Annotated in this window: 20 protein-coding genes and 1 pseudogene; 10 read left to right on the top strand and 11 right to left on the bottom strand. The window is 61.2% G+C overall.

The genetic code is table 11. From position 1 onward, the window contains the following. Positions 1-2: 2 nt before the first annotated feature. A complete protein-coding gene (locus IP85_RS21540) occupies positions 3-1,838 on the bottom strand; it encodes an aminopeptidase P family protein (RefSeq protein WP_054151703.1) in 1,836 nt (611 codons plus the stop codon). Positions 1,839-2,102: 264 nt separating this feature from the next. Here IP85_RS21540 and IP85_RS22470 point away from each other — a divergent pair, with 264 nt between their 5' ends. Next, a complete protein-coding gene (locus tag IP85_RS22470) occupies positions 2,103-2,276 on the top strand; it encodes a hypothetical protein (protein WP_054151702.1) in 174 nt (57 codons plus the stop codon). Between the two features lie 153 nt (positions 2,277-2,429). Here IP85_RS22470 and IP85_RS21530 read toward each other — a convergent pair whose 3' ends face one another. Both IP85_RS21530 and IP85_RS21525 read right to left on the bottom strand, forming a co-directional pair. Next, entirely contained in the window at positions 2,430-3,314 is an 885-nt protein-coding gene (locus IP85_RS21530) for a 50S ribosomal protein L11 methyltransferase (protein ID WP_054151701.1), read from the bottom strand. 86 nt (positions 3,315-3,400) lie between these two features. Continuing rightward, a complete protein-coding gene (locus tag IP85_RS21525; RefSeq protein WP_054151700.1) occupies positions 3,401-4,000 on the bottom strand; it encodes an SCO family protein in 600 nt (199 codons plus the stop codon). A gap of 413 nt (positions 4,001-4,413) precedes the next feature. Here IP85_RS21525 and IP85_RS21515 point away from each other — a divergent pair, with 413 nt between their 5' ends. From IP85_RS21515 to IP85_RS21500, 4 genes are all read left to right on the top strand, one after another. Next, a complete protein-coding gene (locus IP85_RS21515) occupies positions 4,414-5,202 on the top strand; it encodes a DUF2189 domain-containing protein (RefSeq protein ID WP_054151698.1) in 789 nt (262 codons plus the stop codon). A 194-nt stretch (positions 5,203-5,396) separates the two neighbouring features. Next, complete coding sequence (locus IP85_RS21510; protein WP_054151697.1) at positions 5,397-7,364, top strand: methyl-accepting chemotaxis protein; 1,968 nt, start codon at positions 5,397-5,399, stop codon at positions 7,362-7,364. Positions 7,365-7,366: 2 nt separating this feature from the next. Next, entirely contained in the window at positions 7,367-7,831 is a 465-nt protein-coding gene (locus IP85_RS21505) for a chemotaxis protein CheW (protein WP_006725961.1), read from the top strand. 219 nt (positions 7,832-8,050) lie between these two features. Then, the gene (locus IP85_RS21500) at positions 8,051-8,410 is read left to right on the top strand and encodes a hypothetical protein (protein WP_054151696.1); all 360 of its coding nucleotides are present in this window, start codon (positions 8,051-8,053) and stop codon (positions 8,408-8,410) included. 210 nt (positions 8,411-8,620) lie between these two features. Here IP85_RS21500 and IP85_RS21495 read toward each other — a convergent pair whose 3' ends face one another. Together IP85_RS21495 and IP85_RS21490 are read right to left on the bottom strand one after the other, a co-directional pair. After that, positions 8,621-9,109, bottom strand: a complete 489-nt coding sequence (locus IP85_RS21495; protein WP_054151695.1) for a CreA family protein — start codon at positions 9,107-9,109, stop codon at positions 8,621-8,623. Between the two features lie 43 nt (positions 9,110-9,152). Beyond that, positions 9,153-9,794 (bottom strand): 3'-5' exonuclease, encoded by a 642-nt coding sequence (locus tag IP85_RS21490; protein ID WP_054151694.1) that lies wholly within the window; start codon positions 9,792-9,794, stop codon positions 9,153-9,155. A gap of 247 nt (positions 9,795-10,041) precedes the next feature. Here IP85_RS21490 and IP85_RS21485 point away from each other — a divergent pair. The 5 genes and pseudogenes from IP85_RS21485 (at position 10,042) to IP85_RS21465 (ending at position 15,381) form a co-directional block, all read left to right on the top strand. After that, a pseudogene (locus IP85_RS21485) lies at positions 10,042-10,574 on the top strand (GNAT family N-acetyltransferase). A 168-nt stretch (positions 10,575-10,742) separates the two neighbouring features. Next, on the top strand, positions 10,743-12,848 hold the full coding sequence (locus IP85_RS21480; protein WP_054151693.1) for a DEAD/DEAH box helicase: 2,106 nt from the start codon (positions 10,743-10,745) through the stop codon (positions 12,846-12,848). 143 nt (positions 12,849-12,991) lie between these two features. Further along, positions 12,992-13,861 carry a TIGR02587 family membrane protein gene (locus tag IP85_RS21475; RefSeq protein WP_054151692.1) on the top strand — a complete coding sequence of 290 codons (870 nt, stop codon included), beginning with the start codon at positions 12,992-12,994 and terminating at the stop codon, positions 13,859-13,861. A gap of 11 nt (positions 13,862-13,872) precedes the next feature. Next, complete coding sequence (locus tag IP85_RS21470; RefSeq protein WP_054151691.1) at positions 13,873-14,283, top strand: hypothetical protein; 411 nt, start codon at positions 13,873-13,875, stop codon at positions 14,281-14,283. Positions 14,284-14,532: 249 nt separating this feature from the next. Further along, positions 14,533-15,381: a GGDEF domain-containing protein gene (locus tag IP85_RS21465; protein ID WP_054151690.1), complete on the top strand. Its 849-nt coding sequence runs from the start codon at positions 14,533-14,535 to the stop codon at positions 15,379-15,381. A gap of 2 nt (positions 15,382-15,383) precedes the next feature. Here the strand turns inward: IP85_RS21465 and ligA are convergent, their stop codons facing one another. From ligA to lpxC, 6 genes are all read right to left on the bottom strand, one after another. Further along, positions 15,384-17,540, bottom strand: coding sequence for an NAD-dependent DNA ligase LigA (gene ligA, locus IP85_RS21460; protein ID WP_054151689.1), 2,157 nt, complete (start codon positions 17,538-17,540; stop codon positions 15,384-15,386). 63 nt (positions 17,541-17,603) lie between these two features. Continuing rightward, a complete protein-coding gene (locus tag IP85_RS21455) occupies positions 17,604-18,416 on the bottom strand; it encodes an endonuclease/exonuclease/phosphatase family protein (RefSeq protein WP_054151688.1) in 813 nt (270 codons plus the stop codon). A 76-nt stretch (positions 18,417-18,492) separates the two neighbouring features. Beyond that, complete coding sequence (locus IP85_RS21450; RefSeq protein WP_054151687.1) at positions 18,493-19,941, bottom strand: phospholipase D-like domain-containing protein; 1,449 nt, start codon at positions 19,939-19,941, stop codon at positions 18,493-18,495. Positions 19,942-19,999: 58 nt separating this feature from the next. After that, positions 20,000-21,673 (bottom strand): DNA repair protein RecN, encoded by a 1,674-nt coding sequence (gene recN, locus IP85_RS21445; RefSeq protein ID WP_054151686.1) that lies wholly within the window; start codon positions 21,671-21,673, stop codon positions 20,000-20,002. Between the two features lie 33 nt (positions 21,674-21,706). Further along, positions 21,707-22,573 (bottom strand): outer membrane protein assembly factor BamD, encoded by an 867-nt coding sequence (locus tag IP85_RS21440; RefSeq protein WP_054151685.1) that lies wholly within the window; start codon positions 22,571-22,573, stop codon positions 21,707-21,709. Positions 22,574-22,792: 219 nt separating this feature from the next. Then, positions 22,793-23,749 (bottom strand): UDP-3-O-acyl-N-acetylglucosamine deacetylase, encoded by a 957-nt coding sequence (gene lpxC / locus IP85_RS21435; protein WP_054151684.1) that lies wholly within the window; start codon positions 23,747-23,749, stop codon positions 22,793-22,795. Positions 23,750-23,787: the final 38 nt, after the last annotated feature.

Genomic DNA, 23,787 nt, shown 5'->3' with positions numbered 1-23,787 from the left:
GCTCAGCGCCCAAAGGGCGCCGTTGCCTGTTCCAGCCACTCCCGGGTCGAAGCGTCCCGGATCAACGGCAAGAGCTCTGCGCGCGTCTTGGCATGATAGGCATCCAGCCACTGCAACTCGTCGCGCGTCAGCAGGTCCTCGACGATGAGCGCACGGTCGATCGGCACAAAGGTGAGCGTCTCGAAGCCGAGCATCGGCTGATCACCACCTTCGATCGCCTCGGCCTCGCGCACATAGATCAGGTTTTCGATACGAATACCGAAACTGCCGGGACGATAGTAGCCGGGCTCGTTCGACAGGATCATGCCGGGCAGCAACTCCTGGGTCGAAAGCCGGGCAATCCTCTGCGGCCCCTCATGCACCGAGAGATAGGAACCGACGCCATGGCCCGTGCCATGGGCGAAGTCGGCTCCGGCCTTCCAGAGAGCGATACGCGCCAGGGGATCGAGATCGCAACCACGCGTGCCCTTGGGGAAACGCGCCGTGCTGATCGCGATCATCCCCTTGAGCGCCAGCGTGAAGAAGCGCTTTTGCTCCGCCGGAACCTCGCCGACAGCGAGCGTGCGGGTAATGTCGGTGGTTCCGTTCACATACTGCGCGCCCGAATCGATCAGGAACATCTCGGCCGAACGGATCTGTCGGTCGCTTTCGGTGGTGACACGGTAGTGCATGATGGCGGCGTTCTCGCCGGCACCGGAGATCGTGTCGAAGGAAATGTCCTTGAGCGGGTTCTGCATCCGCTCGCCAACCGCTGCGCGCACCGCTTCGAGTTTCTGCGCCGCCGCAATTTCCGTCAGGCTGCCATGCGGCTGTTCGTTGAACCAGTGAAGGAACTCGACCATTGCCACACCGTCCTGCAGGTGTGCGGCCGCCGAACCGTTGAGCTCGACCATGTTCTTGACCGCCCGACCGAGCTTCGCCGGGTCGTTGCCTTCGACAACTTCACCACCGCTCTCGCGGATCATCCGCGAAAGTGCGTAGGGCGTGAGGTCGGGGTCGACCAGAATGCGCGCACTGTCCCGCGCCACTCGCTCGATATGTTCGGCCAGAACAGCCGGATCCACCTGTACGCACAGATCGCGCAGATAGCTTTCGACTTCGAGATTGGTCTTTGCACTGTCGAGAAAGAGTTCGGCCGAACCGTCTGCCTTGATGATCGCACGCGAAAGCGGGTGCGGCGTATGCGGCACGTCACTACCCCGCAGGTTGAAGATCCAGGCCACCGACGAGGGATCGGCAATCAGCACAGCCGCCAGGTTCTTGTCGCGGAGATCGGCGGCAATGGTTTTCAGCTTGTCGGCGGCAGAAACACCGGCCTGGTTCAGCGCCTGGATCATCACCGCGCCCTTGGGCTCGGCCGGACGGTCGGTCCAAAGGCGATCGACGGGATTGAATGGCAGGAACACCAGACTGCCGCCCTTGTCGGCCAACGCCTTCTCCAGCCGGCGGACTTCCGCTCCCGTATGGGTCCAGGGGTCGATGCCGAGGCGGAAACCCTTCGATGCGCGGTTTTCGATCCACTTGTGCGGCGGCTCGCCGACGAGGTCGCCCGGCGTGAACACCGATGCATCGACCTGCTGGGCAAGCTGCGTGACATAGCGGCCGTCGACGAAAACGACGGCGAGCGTTTCGGTTACCATCAACATGCCGGCGGAACCGGTGAAGCCCGTCGCCCAGGCGAGACGCTCGGCGGACTCAGGCACATATTCTCCGAGATACTCATCCGAGCGCGGCACGAGCAGTCCATCGATCTGAAGTTCGGCAAACAGCGCGCGAAGGGCTGCGATCCTGGACTTGCCGTGATGCGGCGTGGACTTGACCTCAAAGGACTGAAACATGGCATGGCTCGCGATGGGTTTCGGATTCTGTCAGGGCTTATAGCAAGGCCGCATCGCCCCCACCACCACCGCCGCACGCTTTCGCAGCATATGCGCGTCAGCAGCTATTGTTATGCCGCAAATTCAGGCAGAGCTTATGCTGCTATGCAGCATTCGCAAGTCTCCCGTGCTCTAGCCCCTCTGACTGAACAAGCGAGAACAGACTATATCAGGGTCATCGAGGACGCGACAAACCAGCGTCCACAACGGAAAAGGAACCGAGAGATGGCCAAGTCTTTCCTGCGCACCGCCCTCAGCAATCTCGTCGAGGCACGCCAGCGCCGTGCCGATCTCTATACGACGGGCGCTCTCCTGTCGCTCGATGACGCATCGCTGGAGGCCATGGGCCTGAAGCGCGAGGAACTGCGCCGTCGTCCGCACCAGCACTCGATCATCTGATCACTTGACGGTCTGAACGTCCGTACAGTCTAGCATCCGCTTGAGCGCTCCTCCCACGCTCGCGGACTTCGGCGCGGCATGATGCCGATGCCAAAAAGGCGGCTCCTTGCGGGCCGCCTTTTTTTTATATTCTTCGTTGGCTGACGTAAGGTGTCAGCCCTTCCCTTGCGTGAAGTGGATCGTCACCCAGCCATTGCGCCAGATCGTCTTCACATGCGACAGGCCCTGGCCGCTATAGGCCGCAATCACCTTCCAGCGCTGCTCGGCAAGGATACCGGAGAGGATGACGGAGCCACCCGGCGCGAGATGTGCGACCAGCTGCGGTGCCATCTTGATCAGCGGCCTCGCGAGAATGTTGGCAATGACGAGATCGAACGGACCATGCTCGCGAAAAGCCGTCGAGTGAAACCCGGGCGCCGTGCGGAAGTCGATGCCCTCGACGATCTGGTTGCGACGCGCGTTCTCCTTGGCGACGCGGACGGCGATCGGATCGATGTCCGTCGCCAGCACCGGCACCGGGAGCAGTTTGCGCACGGCGATTGCCAGCACGCCACTGCCCGTACCCAGGTCTAGCGCATTGCGGACCTTGCGAGAGCGAACCACCTTCTCGATGACTTCCAGGCAGCCTGCCGTTGTGCCGTGATGACCCGTCCCGAAGGCCTGGCCAGCGTCGATCTCGATCGCGACATCATGCATCTGCACCTTGTCCCGGTCATGGGAACCATGCACCAGGAAGCGACCGGCGCGCACCGGCTTCAATCCCTCGAGCGATTTGGCGATCCAGTCGATGTCCGGGATAACCTCCCGCACGATCGTCGCATCGGAGAATTCCTCGGCGAGCAGGTCCTCGACACGTGGCCTGACCTCCTCTTCCTGGTCCGCCATCATATAGATGGACGCTTCCCAGACATCCGCCTTCTCATCGACCTCGGTGGTCGCGATCGCGAAATCCTCTTCGCCGAAAGCAAAGCTCATCAGATCGAGGATCCGGTTGGCGTTTTTTTCGGTGGTGCTCACATAGAGGCGAATTTCGCTCACGGTCGTCTTCCTCGAAGGTCTGGGCGGTCAGGCGTTGCGGTACAACGCAAATGACGCCATGGCAACCTCCGGCGAAGCAGCTGAGATCAGCCCTTCATCAGGTTTTCAAGCTTCTTGACGGCCGTATCCGGGTTCTCGCCATAGGCGATCGTGCCCTTGAAGCGTCCCTCGGCATCGAGCAGGAAAATCGAAGCAGTATGATCCATCGTGTAGTCACCATCGGGCTGTGCCTCATCGAGCGGGACCTTCTTCGCGTAGACCCGGAACCCCCTGACGACCTCTGCGACCTTGTCGGGTTCCCCAGCAATCGCCTTCACCCGATCCGTGACGTTGGAGACATAACGGCCGAGGATCTCCGGTGTATCCCGCTCGGGATCAACAGTCACGAAATAAGCCTGCAGACCCTTGGCGTCGGGATCGACCTGCTTCAACCAGCCATCCAACTCGAAAAGCGTTGTCGGGCAGACTTCCGGGCAATGGGTGAAGCCGAAGAAAAGCGCCGTCGGCTTGCCGCGGAACGCCTGTTCGGTGATCGGCTGGCCGTTCTGGTCGACGAGCTCAAACGGCACGCCGAAGGGCGCCTCCGCTGTCTTCTGATCCGACTGCGTGACCGAGTAGGTCAGCCAGCCGAGAACACCCGCCATGACGACCACCGCCGCCCACAAGATGACCCTGACCGCTTTCATGATGGCATTCCCTTGAAATCAAACTTCTCGCCCAGCCGGATAAGCCTCCCGGCGAAAGAAGGCAATTCAACTCGCTGTAAATGCTGGAACGAGCGCTGATTTGTCACGGACCACGATGGCTAGAAGCAATAGGCCAGACCGGATTCGATCAAGCTTAGGAAGATGTCCGAGCCATAGTGCAGCCAGCCCAGGAAGACAGTCACAGTGAACAACGTCCCTGCAAGCATGAGGGCGGTCAGAGGCAACCATTTCTGTGAGCGCGCGAAATCGGACATGACGCCATGATAGCGCAGTTCCTTCAGGATGAAACGCGAGAATTTGAACTCCGGGCCTTGCGATTTGACGGATATCAAGGAACACACGTGGTAGTTTCTGACAGATTGTCGCAGCACCGCATGTCTTGGGAGGGACGCATGGAACAGCAGGCACTTGATCGGGGCTCTCTGCCGAAGCTGCAGATCAACCGGCTCCGCATGAACGACATCCGTGCCGCCTTTGCCGACGGGTGGAGTGACTTTCGCACCTATCCCGCCTACGGCCTGTTCTTTGGTGCAATCTATGCGGCAGGCGGCATCTTCATCGCCGTGATGCTTACTTATTACCACCTGCCATGGATGATCATTCCGGTCGCGATCGGCTTCCCGCTGATCGGACCGTTCATTGCCGTTGGTCTCTACGAGATCAGCCGCCGGCACAGGCTTGGCGAACCCGTCAGTTGGAAGGCGATCCTCGCTGAAGTCTTTCGCCAACGCGAGCGGCAACTGTCCTGGATGGCCTTCGTCGTGCTCTTCATCTTCTGGATCTGGATCTACCAGGTTCGCCTGTTGATGGCGCTGTTCCTCGGCTTCCGTGTTCCCGCAACCCTCGACGCATTCGTCAATGTCGTGCTCACCACCCCGGAAGGTCTGCTCTTCCTCGCCGTGGGCACTGTGGTTGGAGCAGTCCTTGCAATGATCCTCTTCAGCGCCACGGTCATCTCGATGCCGCTGCTTCTCGATCACGATGTGGATTTCGTCACCGCCATGCTGACCAGCATGCGCACGGTGATCGAGAACGCAGCCCCCATGCTCGTCTTCGGACTGATCATTGCCGCCTTGGCCATACTCGCCATGGCGCCGATTTTTCTCGGGTTGCTGGTCGTCTTGCCGGTCGCAGGACACGCGACATGGCACCTTTATCGTCGCGCAATCACAGCCACCTAACTCGCGAGACACAAAGAATTCGACCGCTGGCTGCATTATTAGTTCCTGATTAACTAATATTAGAGATTCTGCATCGGCGTTTTGGCTCAAATGAGCCAAGCGGACATGATCGTCCGCCGGGATACTCCTCTCCGGATTGCGCATGACACGTCACCGGCGTGCAGGGGCAGTCGGGACAAGGGCTGGGGAGTTTCATGGTCAATCTCATCACGGGTAAAGACCTGTCCGTCAAACAGCGCCTTATGACGCTGGGCGCCGCGGCAGTGCTGGGCATCGGCTCGATGCTGGCAGTCGGTTGGTACCAGAACGCACGCATATCGACCGCAATCCACGACTCAATCGAGATCAAGAATGAAGTCGAGCGCATCAACGAGATGCGCCTCGCCAATGCCAACATGGTGCTGGCGGCCATGGACACGATCATCGACAGCGGGGAAGGAAGCATCCAGCCGGAGCGTGTCGAGATCATCAACGCCGCTGTCGCGCTCCTTCAGGATGGTGCGTCCGTCCTTGCTTCTGTCGCTGCGGAAGCCGGTTCGCCGGGCGAAGTGGCTAGCTACGAAGCCGACCTGAATGCCGTCGCGCAAGCCATCCAGGTCGACCTGAAACGTATGGTCGAGACCGGCGCGCCGGAAGAAGAATACGCCGCCATCGACGATGCGATCGACGGTGCGGGCGAGCGTCTGGGCAACGTGCTCAACAACATCTCGGCCCTCGGTGGCAATTTGGTCGAGGACTATGTCAACGAGGCGACACGCAGAAGCAATCAGGCGCTGACCTTCCAGCTTGGGCTGGGCAGTATCGCCTTCTTCTCGGTGATCGCACTCCAGCTCATTCACGGCAACTCGATTGCCAACGGCATCCGGCTCGTTCGCACAAGCATGCAACGCATCACGGATGGCGACTACCAGACGGAAGTCGCCGGGACTGACCGGCATGACGAAATCGGCGGCATGGCCCGTTCGGCCGATATCTTCCGCAAGGCGGCTATCGAAAAGCATGACCTGGAGGAAGCAAGCCTTTCCCAGCGGCGGCAGAACGAGGCTGAGCGGGAGAGCCGCACGGCAACCATGGAAGCCGATACACGCGCCCTCAAGCTCGCGGTCGACGCGCTCGGCGAAGGACTGACCCGCCTGTCTGAGGGGGATCTCTGCGCAACCATCGCCGGCCCCTTCCCGCAGGATCTGGAGCGGCTCAGGATCGATTTCAACGAAGTGGCCACCAACCTAAAGCGGGTGATGACCGAGATCGCGACCAACAGCAGCTCGATTCGCGCCAACAGCCAGCAGATGAAGAGCGCCGCAGACGATCTTGCGCGCCGCACGGAGCAGCAGGCCGCTTCGCTCGAGGAAACGTCCGCCGCCCTTTCCGAGATCACCGAGACCGTCAAGAGCGCAACCGACCGGGCCGAAGAAGCCAGCCATATGGTCGATAACGCGAAGGACTACGCCGAGAAATCCGGCGCCGTCGTCAATGACGCCATGTCCGCGATGAACCGCATCGAGGATGCGACCGAGGAAATCGGCAAGATCATCAACGTCATCGATGAGATCGCCTTCCAGACCAACCTTCTCGCCCTGAACGCGGGCGTCGAGGCGGCCCGTGCCGGCGACGCCGGCAAGGGCTTCGCCGTCGTGGCACAGGAAGTCCGGGCATTGGCCGGACGCGCGGCCGATGCGGCGCGTGACATCAAGACCCTGGTCAGCCGTTCCAATGACGAAGTGCGCTCCGGGGTGGAGCTGGTGACGGCGACCGGACAGGCTCTGCATCGGATTGGCGAAGATGTTTTACGAATTAACGAGCACGTTAAGGCAATCGTTACCAGCGCGAGAGAACAATCAGTTGGACTGAGCGAGATCAATTCGGCCGTCAGCCAGATGGACCAGGTCACGCAACAGAATGCCGCTATGGTGGAGCAGACCAATGCGGCGAGCCACACGCTGGCGAGTGACGCGGAAAACCTTTCGCGCCTTGTCGGACAGTTCAAGGTGAACTTGGGCGGGGCTGCTCATGACCAATATCAGGAGGCTGCGCGTGCCGCCTCCCCTCAGAGACCGTCTCCCGCACGGGCGCTGATGAACAAGGTTGCGGGATCGTTCAACCGTACCGCCACGGCAACAGCCTCTGCTGCCGCAGCACAGGAACACTGGGAAGAGTTCTGAACATGAGTAATGCCATCAAACAGTCGGGCGCCTATCTGGAAATCGTATCCTTCCACCTCGGCGACCAGGAATTCTGCATCGACATCATGGCCATCCGCGAAATCCGCGGCTGGGCACCGGTCACCCCGATGCCGCATACTCCCCCTTACGTTCTCGGCCTGATCAACCTGCGCGGCGCCGTCATTCCGGTCATCGACATGGCCTGCCGTCTCGGCATGAAGATGACCGAACCGTCGGAACGCGCAGCGATCATCGTCACCGACATCGCCGGCAAGCTGGTCGGTCTCCTGGTCGAACAGGTCTCGGACATGATGACGATCAAGAGTGAAGACCTGCAGCCGGCACCGGAGATCATCCCGGAAGCCCAGCGCGCCTTCTGCCGCGGCATCGTCGCACTTGAGAAGTCGATGGTCTGCTTCCTCAACCTCGACACCGTCATCGCCGACGAGCTCGCTCAGGCCGCCTGATCAGATCTTATTTCTTCCCAGGAAGGAGCCTCGACATTGTCGGGGCTCGTTCCCGTTTGCGCAGCAGACAGGCCCGCTGGATATCCGCCTGGGCGAGCGGGACTAAAAGTTATAGTCAACACTTATTTTACCAAATACGGAACCGTCGCGGCATTTTGACGTTTCTCCATGACTTCCAACGACGCGGAAGTTTCTGAAAAGAAACCAAGGAGAAACATCATGAATAATGCAGTAAAGCTCGCGCTCGCCGGTGCTATGTCTATCGCCTCTGTTTCGGGCGTTGCTCTCGCGCAGACCGCTACACCGATGGTCGACACGACGACCACCACCAATTCCACGACGATGGCTGAAGGCGTGAACATCGTTTACCTTGACAGCCTGAACAATGATCAGAACCGTCAGCAGCATACGCGCCTCGAAGCCATGGTCAACGACCAGAGCGCCCTGTCTGAAGCGCAGGCTGAAGCAAGCGCTGATCCGGCTATCATGGCAGCTCTGCAGGAAAAGAGCATCGAAACCATGAACGTCATCGACGTCGAGACGGCCGCAAACGGTGGCAAGGTCGTCTACGTTAAGTAAGCTCGCTTACGTAACGTTCAATAACGCCCTGGATCCGCAAGGTTCCAGGGCGTCTTTGTGTGGAGAGTTGAACAGGATGCTCTCCGTCCGGCTGCGAAATTGGGGGTAACGCGGAGCCGGTTCAAAATGCATGACCCACTGTATCGCCCCATTGAAGTGACAGATGTCACACCGGGCATGCCGATCCCGATTCTCCCCAAAACTGGTCTGTCAGTTCGGCTTGCCCGATGTCCAGACGACCGTCTGATTGAAGAGCGGCACGGTCGAGATCGCCATCTTGGCCGAGCCTTCTACAACCTGTCGCGAATGGGCAAGATAGATCAGCGTATCGTTCTTCTTGTCGTAGATGCGATTGACGACGAGCGACTTCCAGATGATCGAGAGCCCTTCCCGGAAGACCTCTTCGCCATCCTCCGAAAGATCGATATCGCCGATTTCGATCGGTCCCGTCTGGCGGCAGGCAATCGAGTTGTTCGAGGGATCCTCGAACCAGTTGCCTTTGGACAGCCGATCGATGATCGAGCGATCGAAATAGGTGACGTGGCAGGTAACGCCCTTCACTTCGGGATCGGTCATCGCTTCGATGACGATGTCATTGCCGACCCAGTCCACGCCGACCTTGCCGACGACTTCGGACGATGCGGGGATCGCCGTCGAGGCGAGAATGGCGGCGGCGGCGGCGGCTTTGCGAATCGACATGGACTTCACTCCTTCGTGATATCCCTGAAGATAGGATGCCCGGTCACGCTTGCAAGGCGAGCGATTTCTTCTTCGGCTTGCGGGCAAAGGAGCAGGCATCATAGCCATGCCGGTGCAAACGCCCCGGATTGAGCCCGAGCGTCACAGCGAGATCGAAGAGGTCTTCAACCTCGGCCTCCAAAGCCATGGCAAGGCAGGCTTCGGCGCAGATGCGCGCATCTTCGGCGGCATTGTGGTGCAGGAAGCTGAAGCCGAGATGCGCGGCCAGCACGTTCAGCCGGTGCGATCCGAGCGAGGGCCAGTGGCGCTGGGCGAGCTTGACGCTGCACAGATAGGACAGCTCCGGATACTCCAGTCCCGAAAAATCGAGGCAGGCCCTCAGCACCGAAAAATCAAAGGAGGCATTGTGGGCGATCATGCGCGCGCCCTCGAAGTCACCGGAGAACTCTGCCATCACATCGGGAAACTCGGGCGCATTGGCCGTATGTTCGGGCCGGATGCCGTGAATGGCGACGTTGAAGGGCGAGTAGCGGTTTTCCGGCGGCCGGATCAGGCGCTCCTCGACGCGCACGACGCGGCCGTTCTCGATAAAGGCGAGGCCGATGGAGCAGGCACTGGCACGCGCCTCGGTCGCGGTCTCGAAGTCGATGGCAATCGTCTTGCCGGAGAATTGGGAGGTGGACATTCGAAAGCCTTAAAACCTCAAGCGGATTCGGACAAGGGTCCGGGCGTCGCTCTTGACCGACGCCTGCGCCCTCTCCACCATATGCCTATGGCTAAAACTTACTCGACCACCTCTATGACCCTTCTTGTGATCCCCCTTTGCAAGGGTGTCCGGGTCAGGTCGCGTCTGTAGAACCTACTTATCTCGAACGCCCTGCGGTTGAGCAGGCGTCCGGTTCGCTCTCCCGCCCACGACATGGAGAGCAAGAATGCCGCAATCACATCCCGTCGCTTCCCGCGAGGAGCATCCCTGGCCAGAAGGCCTGATGATCCGTGCGCGATCTCAAGTCGACGCCGCCGCGATCGCCGACCTGCACAATCTGCCAGGCTACCGCTGGGGCACCATGCGCCTCCCCTATCACAGCGTCGAGGAAATCAGGCGCGGCATAGAACAGCAGTCCGGCGATGCCCGATACCTCGTGGCCTTATTCGACGGCACGGTGGTCGGCGATATCGGTTTGTCGCCGCCAAAGGCAGGCGTGCCCATGTCGCAACGCTCGGCATGGGCGTGCATGACGACTTCACCCGACGCGGGATCGGGCGCGCGCTCCTCGGCGAAGCCGTCGGCATCGCCGATGACTGGCTGAACCTGCGACGCCTTGAACTGACCGTTTATGCGGACAATTGCGCCGCGATCGCCCTCTATGAGAGCTTCGGCTTCACCGTGGAAGGGAGGATGGCGGACTACGCTTTTCGCGGCGGAGCCTATGTCGAGGCCTTGGCCATGGCGCGGCTTCGCTGATGACGTGTCCGGGTGGTGCGAGGCCTATGGTTCACCATAGCGCAGCGTTTTCGTTCCCTGCCCCTCGACTTTCTGGGTCGAGACGGGTAGGAACAGCGCCAACATACCCGCAATCGGCGGGCGCGGTGCTTTGGCCCGCATCATCCATCACATTCGAAAGACCACTCCATGACTGATTTCGACGCCATCGTTCCGGCGATCGCTGAGGCCTTGCGCAAGCGCGGCTACGATACCCTGACACCCGTGCAGCAGGCCATGATCGACCCCGAGCTGGAAGGTCGCGACGCGCTCGTCTCCGCCCAGACTGGCTCCGGCAAGACGGTTGCCTTCGGTCTCGCCATGGCCCCGACGCTGCTGCCGGAAGGCGGTCGTTTCGAGCGCGCCGGCGCACCGCTGGCTCTCGCAATCGCACCGACCCGAGAACTGGCCATGCAGGTCATGCGCGAACTGGAGTGGCTCTTTGCCGAGACCGGCGCGATCATCGGTTCCTGCGTCGGCGGCATGGACATTCGCAATGAGCGCCGCGCTCTAGAGCGCGGTGCCCATATCATCGTCGGCACACCGGGACGCCTGCGCGACCACATTACCCGCCGCGCGCTCGATCTGTCCCAGATGCGTGTCGTCGTGCTCGACGAAGCCGACGAGATGCTCGATCTCGGCTTCCGCGAAGACCTCGAATTCATCCTGGAAGAATCGCCCGACGATCGACGCACGCTGATGTTCTCGGCAACCGTGCCGCGCTCGATCGCTGACCTCGCCAAGAGCTACCAGCGCGACGCACGCCGCATCGAGGCCGTGTCCGAACAGAAGCAGCATGTCGACATCGAGTATCGTGCGCTCGCCGTCGCCAATCCCGATCGCGAGAATGCGATCATCAACGTGCTGCGCTTCTATGAAGCCCGCAACGCCATTGTCTTCTGCTCCACCCGTGCTGCCGTCAACCACCTGACCTCACGCCTGCACAACCGCGGCTTTTCGGTCGTGGCGCTGTCAGGCGAGCTTTCGCAGAATGAACGCACCCATGCGCTGCAGGCCATGCGCGATGGCCGTGCGCGCGTCTGCATCGCGACCGATGTTGCCGCCCGCGGCATCGACCTGCCGGGCCTCGAGCTCGTCATCCATGCGGACCTGCCGACCAATTCCGAAACCCTTTTGCACCGTTCTGGCCGCACAGGCCGCGCCGGCAACAAGGGCGTCTCGGCGCTGATCGTGCCGAACAGTGCCCGTCGCAAGGCCGAGCGCCTGCTTGGCGGCGCCAATGTTCGCCCGACCTGGGCGCTTCCGCCCTCCGCCGACGAAGTTCAGGCCCGCGACGATGAACGCCTGATGGGCGATCCCATGCTGACGGAAGTGATCACCGAAGACGAAGCGCCGATGATCGCATCGCTGATCGCGACCCACGGCGCCGAACAGGTGGCCGCTGCCTTCCTGCGTTTGCAGCGCGGCAAGCGTTCGGCACCCGAAGATCTGATCCCCGTCAGCCTCGAAGCCGGCAAGGCCCGCAAGGAGCCGGACTATGCCAACCCGGCCAACTCGGCGACCAAGCCGCGGGGCGATTTTGGCGCCAGCGTCTGGTTCTCCGTTTCCGTCGGCCGCCGCCAGAATGCCGAGCCGCGCTGGCTGATCCCGATGCTCTGCCGCAACGGCAACATCACCAAGAACGAGATCGGCGCGATCAAGATGCAGCCGGAGGAAACCTTCGTCGAGATCGCTGAAAGCGCGCTCGACACGTTCCTGGGCGCGCTTGGCCCGAACAAGGCGCTTGAGCGCGGCATTACGCTGTCACAGCTCCCCGGCATGCCGGACTTCAACGCGGCTCCGAAGGAGCGCGCCCCCCGCCCACCGCGAGAGGAAGGCGATCGCAAGCCCTTTGGCGACAAGAAGCCTTATGGTGACAAGAAGCCCTATGGCGAAAAGAAGGCCTATGGCGACAAGGCACCCTATGGTGAGAAGAAGCCGTTCGGCGACAAGAAGCCCTACGCCCGCAAGGAAGACGGCCCTGCCCGGCCACCGCGCGACGCCATGGCGGTGACGGACTCGGAAGTCTGGGGCGACGCGCCCAAGCCGAAGCGTCCCGACTGGAGCGACGACAAGCCCGGTTTCAAGAAGAAGCCGAAGGGTGCGTCGAATTCCTGGGACAAGCCTGCCAAGCCCGACTGGGCCGGCAAGCCGAAGGGCGACAAGCCCGCCGGCGCCGGCAAGCCCAAGGGCAAGTTCGACGACCGTGGCCCATCGGCAGGCCCCAAGAAAAAGACCTTCAAGCCGAAGGGCTGATCGGCCCCTGGCCGCAGGACGTGTACATGCAACGCTCCTGCCAGACATGAACCGGTTGCCTCACGGCAGCCGGTCAACCTCCCGCCAGACGGAACAACCACCCCCATTTGCGCATTCCCTGCGCGGCAAGGGACGGTGGAACAATGGCAGAAGTCGCAGATGAACGTCACGAATCGGCACGGGTAAGCCGCTTTCTCGTCGGCCTTGCACGCGGGCTTGCCGGTGCCCTTCTCTTCTCCATCCCCATGCTGATGACCATGGAGATGTGGTTCCTCGGCTTCTACATGGACCGAGAGCGACTTCTTCTGCTGCTGGTCCTCAACCTGCCTCTCCTCGTCGGACTTTCCCACCGTATCGGCTTCGAACGGACCGCCACATGGCGCGAATCGGCCCGCGACGCGATCGTTGCCTATGGCATGGGCGTCGCCGCCAGTGCGCTGATCCTTGTGCTGCTCGGGGTGATCACGCTCGATATGGCGCCGCGCGAATGGGTCGGCATGGTGGCACTACAGGCAGTACCGGCAAGCATCGGTGCATTGCTCGGCCGAAGCCAGCTCAGCATGCAGGACGAGGATGCCGATGACGAGCAGGACGGTGCCGATCCAAGCCAGGAGGCCAATACGGGCTATCTCACTGAGCTCTTCATGATGGCCGTCGGCGCGCTTTTCCTGTCGCTCAATCTGGCGCCAACAGAGGAGATGATCCTCCTCGCTTATAAAATGACCATCTGGCACGCGCTTGCCCTCATGGCACTGTCGATGATGCTGATGCATGGCTTCGTTTATGCGCTCGCCTTCAAGGGCGGCCACAGTCTTCAGGAGGAAACGCCGGTCTGGCATGCCTTTGTCAGGTTCACCATCCCCGGTTACGTTGTCGCCCTCGCCGTCAGCCTCTACAGCCTCTGGACCTTCGGTCGGCTGGATGACCTCGGCATGGCAGAGGCCCTTCTGACGCTGGTCGTGCTCGGCTTTCCGGCAGCGATCGGCGCGGCCGCCGCCAGACTTATTCTTTAAGGAGGCCCGACATGACCCGTGACAATGCCAGCAAAGCGACCGACCCCATCCGCCCGCATTGGGTGGAATGGCTCACCGGCCTTGCGGCAACCACCATTGTCGTGGCGATGATCGGCTGGATGGTATTCGAAGCGATGACGAGCGACGACCGCCCACCGGAGCTTGCCGTCCAGATCCTCGCCATTGATCCCCAGCCCTCAGGCTGGCGCGTCATGATCGAGGTGCGCAATGCAGGTGATCAGGCGGCCGCTGCGGTGGAAGTAAAGGCGGCGCTCCTCGACGGACCTGAGCTGGTCGAGGAAGCGGGAATGACCTTCGACTACGTCGCTGCCGGGTCGACTTCCCGGGGCGGTCTGCTTTTCGTCAACAATCCGTCTCTCTATCAGCTGCAGGTTGTCCCATCCGGTTTCACTGAGCCGTGAACGTCTCGGATCGGCACGCGGCTATATGCAATCCAGGGTTTTGGATTCATCGAACCTTAATTTTTAGGGGATTAATACTAGTATAAATGAAAATGAACTCTTTACGGCCAGGGTTGCATTCGGCACCTTGACGTAAGACGGTCGCAATGTTTGCGAGCAAACATATTTCATGACAGCAGACGGCGGCAGATAAGCTCTCGCGTCGACTGATCGATTTTCGTTTCAAGTCATTCTGTATGGTCAAAACCTATGTTGAAGCAACGGATTGAAGCGTGGGTCATCCGCGATATTGGGCTCACAGAATTCGACAACTGGGATGCGGTAATCCGCTTTGCGACCAGACTGTCGATCCGTAATTCGATCATCGCCTGCTTCATGGTCGCAGGCATCTTGCTTGTCCTGCATGCCTTCGATGTCTTGCTCAACCCGTTGTTGCGCGATCTGGCAATCGGCTGCGGCATCGCCATGATTGTATCCTTCGTCCTGACGATGCTCTGCTCGCTCTACATGGGTTATGCGGTCATTCACCTCGCCAGAACACGGCTCGAGTTCCGCCAGTTGAGCCGAACCGACATGCTGTCCGGCCTTCTCAATCGCCGCGCCTTCATCGATGATCTCTCTCAGGTTGAGCGCGGGCATCTGCTGATCCTGGATATCGACCGTTTCAAGCAGATCAACGATCGCTACGGCCATCTGGCCGGCGACGACGTGATTGTCTCGGTAGCAAGAACGCTCTGCGAAATCACCGGACCCGCCCATCTCGTCGCGCGTATCGGCGGGGAAGAGTTCGCCATCCTCTTTCGGGATGCCGAGTTTGCCGATGTCATCGCGATGGCAGAAAAGCTACGGCGAACCATTGCCAACCGTCTGGTCGAGTCCATGCACCAGTCGATCGCCGTCACCATATCCGGCGGCTTGGCCGACATCACACCGCTTCGCGATTTCACGGCCGTCTACGCCGCAGCCGATCAGGCGCTTTATCTCGCGAAGTCGTCCGGCCGCAACAGGATCGTGCTCGAACGCGATCTGCCGCGCACGCCCTATCAGCCGGAACACGTTCGGCTCGACCTTGCGGAAACGGCGATTACCGCAGCCTGACCTCAGCCGCCGATCAGCGTCAACCACTCGTCTTCGGTCATCACCTGGACGCCGAGCTCACGGGCCTTGTCGAGCTTGGAGCCGGCACCCGGCCCCGCGACCACATAATCCGTCTTCTTCGACACGGAGCCCGCAACCTTGGCTCCGAGCCCTTCTGCTCGGGCCTTCGCCTCGTCACGCGTGAAGCGCTCCAGCGATCCGGTGAAGACGACGGTCTTGCCAGCCACGGGACTGTCGCTTGCGACCGGCGCCTCGGCGTCCACGGGCGTCACTTCGCTCAAAAGGCGCTGCACGACTTCGAGATTGCGCGGCTCCTTGAAGAACTCGACGATCGAGGCGGCGACCACCTCGCCGATCCCATCGATGCTGTTCAACTCGTTCCAGGCGTCGCCAAACTTTGGCCCTGCCGCCTGCATGGCTTCCGCAAAGGCTGCGTAGCTGCCATAGGAGCGGGCCAGAAGCTTCGCCGTGGTCTCGCCGACATGGCGGATGCCGAGCGCGAAGATCAAGCGGTGGAGCGCGATTTCGCGCCGGGCATCGATCGCCTCGAACAGCTTGCGCACGCTGACACGACCAAACCCATCGATGTTTTCAAGTTTCGTCAGCGACTGGTCCTGACGTGTCTTCAGCGTGAAGATGTCGGGCGCCGTGCGGATCATCAGCGCCGGATCGTCGCTCTCGAAGAAGAAGTCCACCTGCTTCGTCCCGAGCCCTTCGATGTCGAAAGCATTGCGTGAGACGAAATGCTTGATGTGCTCAACAGCCTGCGCACGGCAGACGAAACCGCCGGTGCAGCGCGTGACAGAATCAAGCTTGCCCGTCTTCTCGTTCTTCTCCCGCACAGCATGGCTGCCACAGACCGGGCAGGTCTTCGGAAAGACATACGGCGCGGAGTCTTCTGACCGCTTTTCCAGCACCACGTCGAGCACCTGCGGGATGACATCTCCGGCGCGCTGGACGATCACGGTATCGCCGATACGAATGTCATGGTCGTCAGGCCGGATGCGGTCGCCGGAATTGCCGATGCCCTTGATGTAGTCCTCGTTATGCAGCGTCGCGTTGGTCACGACGACGCCTCCGACGGTGATCGGCGTCAGACGCGCGACAGGCGTCAGCGCACCCGTGCGGCCCACCTGGATGTCGATGGCTTCGACCGTGGTGAAGGCCTGCTCCGCCGGGAACTTGTGCGCCGTCGCCCAGCGCGGCGATCGGGACCGAAAACCGAGGCGCGCCTGAAGATCGAGCCGGTCGACCTTGTAGACGACACCGTCGATATCGTAGTCGAGATCTGGACGCTGCAGCCCGATCTCGCGGTAATGGTCGAGTATGGACGAAATCGACGTCAGCCGCTGCGTCAGCGGATTGATGGGGAAACCCCAGCGGCCGAAGACCTGCACCATCTCCCATTGCGTCTCGGCCGGCATCTGGCTCATCTCGCCCCAGGCATAGGCAAAGAAGCGCAGCTTGCGGCTCGCCGTCACCTTTGGATCGAGCTGGCGCAGTGAGCCGGAAGCCGTGTTGCGTGGATTGACATAGGTCTGCCGGCCCTCGGCCTCCATCTGCGCGTTGAGCGCCAGGAAGTCGGACTTCGCCATATAGACTTCGCCGCGCACCTCGACGATATCAGGCGCATCCGCCGGAAGCTCGGTCGGGATTTCCTTGATCGTCAGGATATTGGCGGTGACGTTTTCGCCCGTCGTCCCGTCACCGCGGGTCGCGGCCGTCACCAGTTTACGGTTCTCGTAGCGAAGCGACATGGAGAGCCCGTCGATCTTCGGTTCGGCGGTAAAGGCAATGGAATTGTCCGGCAACTGACCGAGGAAGCGGTAGACGGAAGACACGAAGTCCTGGACGTCCTCATCCGAAAAGGTGTTGTCGAGCGACAGCATCGGGCGGGCGTGAACCACCTGCGCGAAGATCCCCGCGGGAGCTGCACCGACGCGCTGGGAGGGACTATCGATCCGCACCAGCTGCGGAAACTGCGCTTCGATCGCGTCATTGCGCCGCTTCAGCGCGTCATAATCCGCGTCCGAGATCTCCGGCTTATCCTTGCCATGATAAAGCGCGTCATGATGGGCAATCTCGCTTGCCAGCCTTTGCAATTCGGCCTTCGCCTGTTCCTCGGTCAAGGCCTCGACAGGAATGGTCTCAAAAGCCATGGCAACCTCCGCATTTCTTCAGTCGGGTTTAGCGGAAAATCGGCGAATGAAAAGAGCGTGCGCTCACTCCTCCACCTTGCTGAGATCGAGCCTTGCCGTCAGCGGCAGATGATCGGAAGCAAGGCGGGCAAGAGGTGTATCATGGGCCGTCAGATCGACGATCAGGCCGGACCGGTTCGCCATGATCCGATCGAGCGAGAGAACCGGCAGACGAGCCGGAAAACTCGGGATTGGTGGCGGTAACGGCCCAAAAACCGGCTCAAGCCGTGTGAGCGCCGAGCCGGGCCCCAGCCGCCACTCGTTGAAATCTCCCATCAAGAGCGTGGCCCGCTCGGCGCGGTTCTGCAAGAGATCGAGAATGACATCCGCCTGCTGGCGGCGCGCCCAGCGCAACAATCCGAGATGCGCCGCAATCACCCGCAGCCCGGCCCGGCCTTCAATATCGATTTCCGCCACCAGAGCGCCCCGCGGCTCAAGACCGGGCAGTGCCACCTGATGCACGTCACGCACAATCCCTTCGCGAAACAGCAGCACATTGCCCCGCCATCCATGCGACTTCGGCCCGGTGAGTACCGGTACCGGCAGAAGGCCAGTCTCCAGCCGCAGCCGATTGAGATCGAGAAGCCCGGAGCGCTCGCCGAAACGCTGGTCTGCCTCCTGCAGCGCGATCACGTCCGGACCGATTTCCCTGATAACGTCGATAATGCGCTCGGGATCAAATCGGCCGTCTGTGCCGACGCATTTGTGCACATTGTAGGAAGCGACGGTCAACGAACCATCGACCTGTGCCTGGACCACCCGCTCCGCTGGACGCCATCTGCGATTGCGAATGGATGTCACCATCGTGCGGGCGAGGCTCGGCTTGGTCTTCTTCATCACACCTGTTGCATCCGTCGTCGGTTGGGCCGGGGGCCGGTTGCGGTTGAGGCCACGCACTAAACGCCGTCCTCGATCAAAGATAGGGCGATCCGAGCCAGAACAAGCGATCAATCATCCGATTGGGCAGAGATCGTGTGCGGAGTGTATCAAGAGTGACCTGCCCGGCGCTGGACAGCCTGAGATCGATCCGGTCTTCGATCTGCGCGGCAAGGTCACGATCATAGACCTCAAGATCGATCTCGAAATTCAGTCGCAGCGAACGCGAATCGAGATTGGAGGAGCCAATGAAACACCATTGCCGATCGATGACCATCAGCTTCGAATGATCGAATGGACCATCCGCCAGATGCACCCGGCACCCTTCGCGCAGGATCTGGTCGAACTGCCCCATCATTGCACGCGCAACGATCGCCAGATTGTTCTGCGAGGGCACGATCACGTCCACCTGAACGCCCCGACGGGCAGCCGTGTTCAGTGCCGCAATAAATGTCGTGTCGGGCAGAAAGTATGGAGAGACGATCCGGATCGACCGTTCGGCCACGGAAAACGCGCCGAGCAGAAGCCGATGATTCGTCTCGATATGGGTGTCAGGGCCGGATACCACCGCCCGAACAGCGGTCCCTGCCCCCGGCACCGCGTCATCGAGCCGGACGCCCCATTCCGGCCCCAGCAGCACTTCACCGGTCTCGAAGTGCCAGTCTTCGGCAGCAACCGCCAGAATGTCGGCGACAACAGGTCCGGTCACCCGAAAATGGGTGTCGCGCGCGCCATCCGGCCCGGTAAACCCCGCACGGATATTCATGCCGCCGACAAAAGCTGTGGTCCCGTCCGTCACCAGGATTTTCCGGTGCGTCCGCAGATTGGCGTAAGGCAGCCGCAGGCCCATGATGACCTGCCCGTTGAAGACGGCGACCGGAACGCCCCCCTCTTCGAGATAGCCGATGATGCTGGGTACGCTGTAACGCGCACCGACGGCATCGACGATCACCCGGACGGCGACACCACGCTGATGCGCGGCGATCAGGCAGTCGGCCACGCGTCGGCCGACGACATCGCGATCGAAGATGTAGGTTTCGAGGATGATGCTGTGTTGCGCGGCTTCGATTGCCTGGCACATGGCATCGAAGGTCTCCTCCCCGGTCGAGAGCATCGCGATGTGGTTGCCCGACGACAGAGGATGCCGGGTTACCCTGTCACCGAGCAGTTTCATCGGTCCGAATCGGTCGCCGAACTGGGCGGCCACGGTTTCGCGGTCGATGCTGTAGAGCGAGAGGCTGCGCCAGATTTCGTCGAGTTCGAGCGCGCGTCTGGAGATGAGCGTTGCGCGCCGGATGCGGTTGATCCCCGCGACCGCGTAGATCATTGCGCCCACCAGCGGCGACAGGATGATGATGCCGACCCAGCCAAGCGCCGAGCGCACCTCGCGTTTCGTCATCGCCGCATGGGTGGCCGCCACCGTGCCGAAAACGACGGACAGAACGGCAAGGGTTTCGGCCCAGTAGATCTGGATCAGGTCCATCATGATGCGGCAACGAAACAGGTTTCAGGGTGGAAGGCAACCACGGCCGGATGGATGTGGCTCACTCGCCGGCGGCAAGAAGTTTGGCGGCTGCCGCCCGCGCCTCATCGGTGACGGAAGCGCCGGCAAGCATGCGGGCGATCTCTTCCTTCCGATGCTCCGGCTCCATGATGGCAACCCGGGTAGCGATCTTGTCCCCCGCATCGCCGGTCGGACCCTTGGAGATGAGGAAATGTGCCGACGCGCGAGCCGCAACCTGCGGCGCATGGGTGACGGACAGCACCTGTACCTTGGCAGACAGGCGCTTCAGCCGCTGACCGATGGCATCGGCCACCGCACCGCCGACACCCGTGTCGATCTCATCGAACACGAGTGTTGGCGCGGAGCCTCGATCCGCAAGCGCCACCTTGAGTGCCAGCAGGAAGCGGGAGAGCTCACCGCCTGAGGCAACTTTCATGATCGGGCCGGGTCGCGTGCCGGGGTTGGTCTGAACGTGGAACTCGACCGTGTCGATACCGTCCGCGGTCGCGTTCTCGGCGTCGGCTGAGACCTCGACCATGAAGCGCGCACGCTCAAGCTTCAACGCCGGCAGTTCCTGCATGACGGCATCGGCAAGCGCCTGGGCGGCGTTCTGCCGTTTGCCGGACAGTTGCAGCGCCAGATGGTCGTAATGCGCCCGGGTTTCGAGGACGGCTGCCTCCAACTGGCCAAGCCGCTCTTCTCCGGCATCGAGATCGGCGAGATCGGCCACCATCTTTTCGGCAAGTGCCGGGAGATCTGTCACGGCAACCGAATATTTCCGGCCCGCCGCGCGAAGCGCAAACAGACGCTCCTCGACGCGCTCCAGCTCGCGCGGATCGAACTCCGTGCGGCGCAAGGCGGCTTCGACTTCCATCTGCGCTGCAGACAGCGTGTCGAGGGCCGTGCCAAGCAGCTGCACGGTCTCTTCCAGCAGTCCGGGAGCCTCGTGGCTCTTGCGCTCCAGTCGGCGCATAAGGGATGCGATATGCGGTACTGGCGAGGCATTGCCATTCAGGAATTCGGAGGCCTCGGCGATATCGCCGGCGATGCGTTCAGATTTCTGCATGGCGGAGCGCCGCTCGGCGAGCTCGTCCTCCTCGCCATCAAGCGGCGAGAGACCCTCCAGCTCCTCGACGGAGGCCCGCAGGTAATCGGCTTCGCGTGCGGCCGCCTCAACCTTCGCCTTGTGGGTCTTGTAGGCCCGCTCGGCCTCACGCCAGCGGCGATAGCTGTCCCCGAGTTCAAGCGCTTCGTCGGTCAGACCGGCAAAGGCGTCGAGCAGCATGCGGTGGGCGTTCGTGTCGATCAGCGCACGATCGTCGTGCTGGCCATGGATCTCGACCAGCAACTGGCCGACCTGGCGCATCAGCTGCACGCTGACCGGCTGATCATTGATGTAGGCACGGGTGCGGCCATCGGCGGATTGGACGCGTCGGAAGATGAGGTCGCCGTCATCATCGACGCCATTGCCCTTCAGCAGTGTCCGGGCCGGATGGCTACCGCCGACATCGAAGACGGCAGTGACCTGCCCCTTGTCCTCGCCATGGCGCACGAGCGAGCCGTCGCCGCGGCCCCCAAGGGCCAGCGAGAGGCTGTCGAGAAGAATGGATTTGCCGGCGCCGGTTTCACCGGTCAGCACGGATAGACCGGTCTCGAAGGCAAGATCCAGCCGCTCGATCAGAACGATATCGCGGATCGACAGCTGGACCAGCATAGGCTCAGTTTCTCACTTCGTGACTTAAGACCGTCAGGTCCCGATCAGCAGCCTGCGACCGGCGCGGGTGATCCACGAACCGGAATTCTCACGCGGTTCAAGGCCGCCTCTCTGCAACAGCGCATAGCTGTCGGCATACCACTGGCTGTCCGGATAGTTGTGTCCGAGCACGGCCGCCGCAGCCTGGGCTTCCGAAACGACGCCCATCGCATAGTAGGACTCGACCAGACGGGCGAGAGCTTCTTCGATCTGGTTGGTGTTCGGATACTGCTCGACGACGACGCGGAAGCGCGAGACGGCAGCAAGATATTCCTTCCGCTCCAGATAGTAGCGTCCAACCTGCATTTCCTTGCCGGCGAGCTGGTCACGCGCGAAACGCATCTTCGCCTGTGCGTCATCGACATATTCCGAATCGGGGAAGTCGTTGACGACGCGCTGCATCGCTTCGATCGTCTTGACCGAATTGCGCTGATCCTGCGTGACGTTGGAAATCTGTTTCCAATAGGACAGACCGACGAGATACTGCGCGTAAGCCGCATCCTCGGACTTCGGATAGAGGCTCAGGTAGCGGTTGCCGGTCGCAATCGCGTCGGCATAGCGGCCAAGGCGGTACTTCGTGAAGGTGCTCATGACGAGTGCCTTGCGCGACCATTCAGAGAACGGGTTCTGGGCGTCGACCGCGTCAAACTTGCGGGACGCTTCGCTCATATTGCCAGCCTTGATGTTGGCAAGGCCCTGATTGTAGAGCACTTCCGGCGGCTCGGTCTCGGCAGCGAGCTTGCTGATGTCGATATCAGGGTCGCTTTGGCATCCCGCGAGCACGGCGCCGAAAGACAACATCACGCTCAGGCCCGCAATACGCACGGCATTCTTCACAACGACCGATCCCACTTGATTCATTCGAAAGATCCCGATTGCAGCGCCGCTTGAAAACCGTCGCCTTCAACTGGCGTTTCTAGCCACAAAAGCGGCACTAGGGCAACGCAGTGATGTGACTTTAACGCATTTTTGTGGCAGGGCACCCAGAAAGTGCCATTCTGCCTTTATCCTTGCCTGCTCAGCAAAACGCCGGCCTTCAGGAAGAAGCCGGCGTTGAACTTTGATTGACCTGTCTTGTAGTTACGCCGACCAGGGCGCGAATTCCGAAACCTGAACCGGAACGAATTCCCGGGCGCGAACCTGGTGGCTGCGGCTCGGCGCTTCCACGACCTCATAGGCGGTCGGGTCGCTGAGCAATGCCTTCAGTGCATTCGCATTCATCTTGTGACCGCCGCGATAGGAGCGGTAGCAGCCGATGAACTGTGCACCGGCGAGAGCGAGGTCACCCACGGCATCGAGCGTCTTGTGCCGGACGAACTCGTCCTTCTCGTAGCGCAGGCCTTCGACATTGATCACGGTATCGTCGTCCGAGATGACCACCGAGTTTTCAAGCGAAGAACCCAGTGCGAAGCCCGCAGCCCAGAGGCGCTCGACATCGCGCATAAAGCCGAAGGTGCGCGCGCGCGACAATTCGGTCTTGAAGGTTTCGGCCGTCAGGTCGCCTTCCCACTTCTGTCGACCAATCAGCTTGCTGTCGAAGTCGATTTCGACCTCGAAACGCGTGCCGTCATAGGGGCGGAACTCGGACCAGGACGCACCGGCCTCGATGCGAACCGGTTTGATGACGCGAATGTAGCGGCGCTTTACCCCGAGATTCGTGATGCCGACCTGTTCGATCGCATCAATGAAGACTTCCGAACTGCCATCCATGATCGGCATTTCAGCACCATCGACTTCGACCACGACATTGTCGAGACCGAGCGCATAAAATGCGGCCATGACATGTTCGATCGTGGCCACGGACCGCGCCGGATTGGTGCCGAGCACGGTGCAGAGATCGGTATTGCCGACATGCGCAGACACTGCGCGATACTCACTGGTAGAACCGTCATCGTGTTGGCGGACGAACACGATACCTGTCCCGGCTTCAGCCGGCTGGAGGGTGATGGAGACCTCGCGGCCGGAATGAACCCCGATACCCGTCAGCGTGAGAGACGCTGCGATCGTGGTCTGAAATCCGAGCAAAGCAATTGCCATTCCGATAGCCTTAAAATGAAGCGACGAGGCGGTGGATC

The sequence above is a fragment of the Rhizobium sp. AAP116 genome, assembly GCF_001295785.1.
Taxonomy (GTDB): Bacteria; Pseudomonadota; Alphaproteobacteria; order Rhizobiales; family Rhizobiaceae; genus Allorhizobium.
This window is presented reverse-complemented; position numbering and strand designations above follow the sequence as displayed.

Excerpts from the sequence above, each read along its gene's own strand:
- IP85_RS21450 (WP_054151687.1), bottom strand. The coding sequence starts at position 19,941 with ATGATGGACCTGATCCAGATCTACTGGGCCGAAACCCTTGCCGTTCTG.
- IP85_RS21495 (WP_054151695.1), bottom strand. The coding sequence starts at position 9,109 with ATGTCGATTCGCAAAGCCGCCGCCGCCGCCGCCATTCTCGCCTCGACG.
- IP85_RS21505 (WP_006725961.1), top strand. The coding sequence starts at position 7,367 with ATGAGTAATGCCATCAAACAGTCGGGCGCCTATCTGGAAATCGTATCC.
- IP85_RS21470 (WP_054151691.1), top strand. The coding sequence starts at position 13,873 with ATGACCCGTGACAATGCCAGCAAAGCGACCGACCCCATCCGCCCGCAT.
- IP85_RS21465 (WP_054151690.1), top strand. The coding sequence starts at position 14,533 with ATGTTGAAGCAACGGATTGAAGCGTGGGTCATCCGCGATATTGGGCTC.
- IP85_RS21515 (WP_054151698.1), top strand. The coding sequence starts at position 4,414 with ATGGAACAGCAGGCACTTGATCGGGGCTCTCTGCCGAAGCTGCAGATC.
- IP85_RS21500 (WP_054151696.1), top strand. The coding sequence starts at position 8,051 with ATGAATAATGCAGTAAAGCTCGCGCTCGCCGGTGCTATGTCTATCGCC.
- IP85_RS22470 (WP_054151702.1), top strand. The coding sequence starts at position 2,103 with ATGGCCAAGTCTTTCCTGCGCACCGCCCTCAGCAATCTCGTCGAGGCA.
- IP85_RS21455 (WP_054151688.1), bottom strand. The coding sequence starts at position 18,416 with ATGAAGAAGACCAAGCCGAGCCTCGCCCGCACGATGGTGACATCCATT.
- IP85_RS21475 (WP_054151692.1), top strand. The coding sequence starts at position 12,992 with ATGGCAGAAGTCGCAGATGAACGTCACGAATCGGCACGGGTAAGCCGC.
- IP85_RS21440 (WP_054151685.1), bottom strand. The coding sequence starts at position 22,573 with ATGAATCAAGTGGGATCGGTCGTTGTGAAGAATGCCGTGCGTATTGCG.
- lpxC (WP_054151684.1), bottom strand. The coding sequence starts at position 23,749 with ATGGCAATTGCTTTGCTCGGATTTCAGACCACGATCGCAGCGTCTCTC.
- IP85_RS21525 (WP_054151700.1), bottom strand. The coding sequence starts at position 4,000 with ATGAAAGCGGTCAGGGTCATCTTGTGGGCGGCGGTGGTCGTCATGGCG.
- recN (WP_054151686.1), bottom strand. The coding sequence starts at position 21,673 with ATGCTGGTCCAGCTGTCGATCCGCGATATCGTTCTGATCGAGCGGCTG.
- IP85_RS21480 (WP_054151693.1), top strand. The coding sequence starts at position 10,743 with ATGACTGATTTCGACGCCATCGTTCCGGCGATCGCTGAGGCCTTGCGC.
- IP85_RS21490 (WP_054151694.1), bottom strand. The coding sequence starts at position 9,794 with ATGTCCACCTCCCAATTCTCCGGCAAGACGATTGCCATCGACTTCGAG.
- IP85_RS21510 (WP_054151697.1), top strand. The coding sequence starts at position 5,397 with ATGGTCAATCTCATCACGGGTAAAGACCTGTCCGTCAAACAGCGCCTT.
- IP85_RS21540 (WP_054151703.1), bottom strand. The coding sequence starts at position 1,838 with ATGTTTCAGTCCTTTGAGGTCAAGTCCACGCCGCATCACGGCAAGTCC.
- ligA (WP_054151689.1), bottom strand. The coding sequence starts at position 17,540 with ATGGCTTTTGAGACCATTCCTGTCGAGGCCTTGACCGAGGAACAGGCG.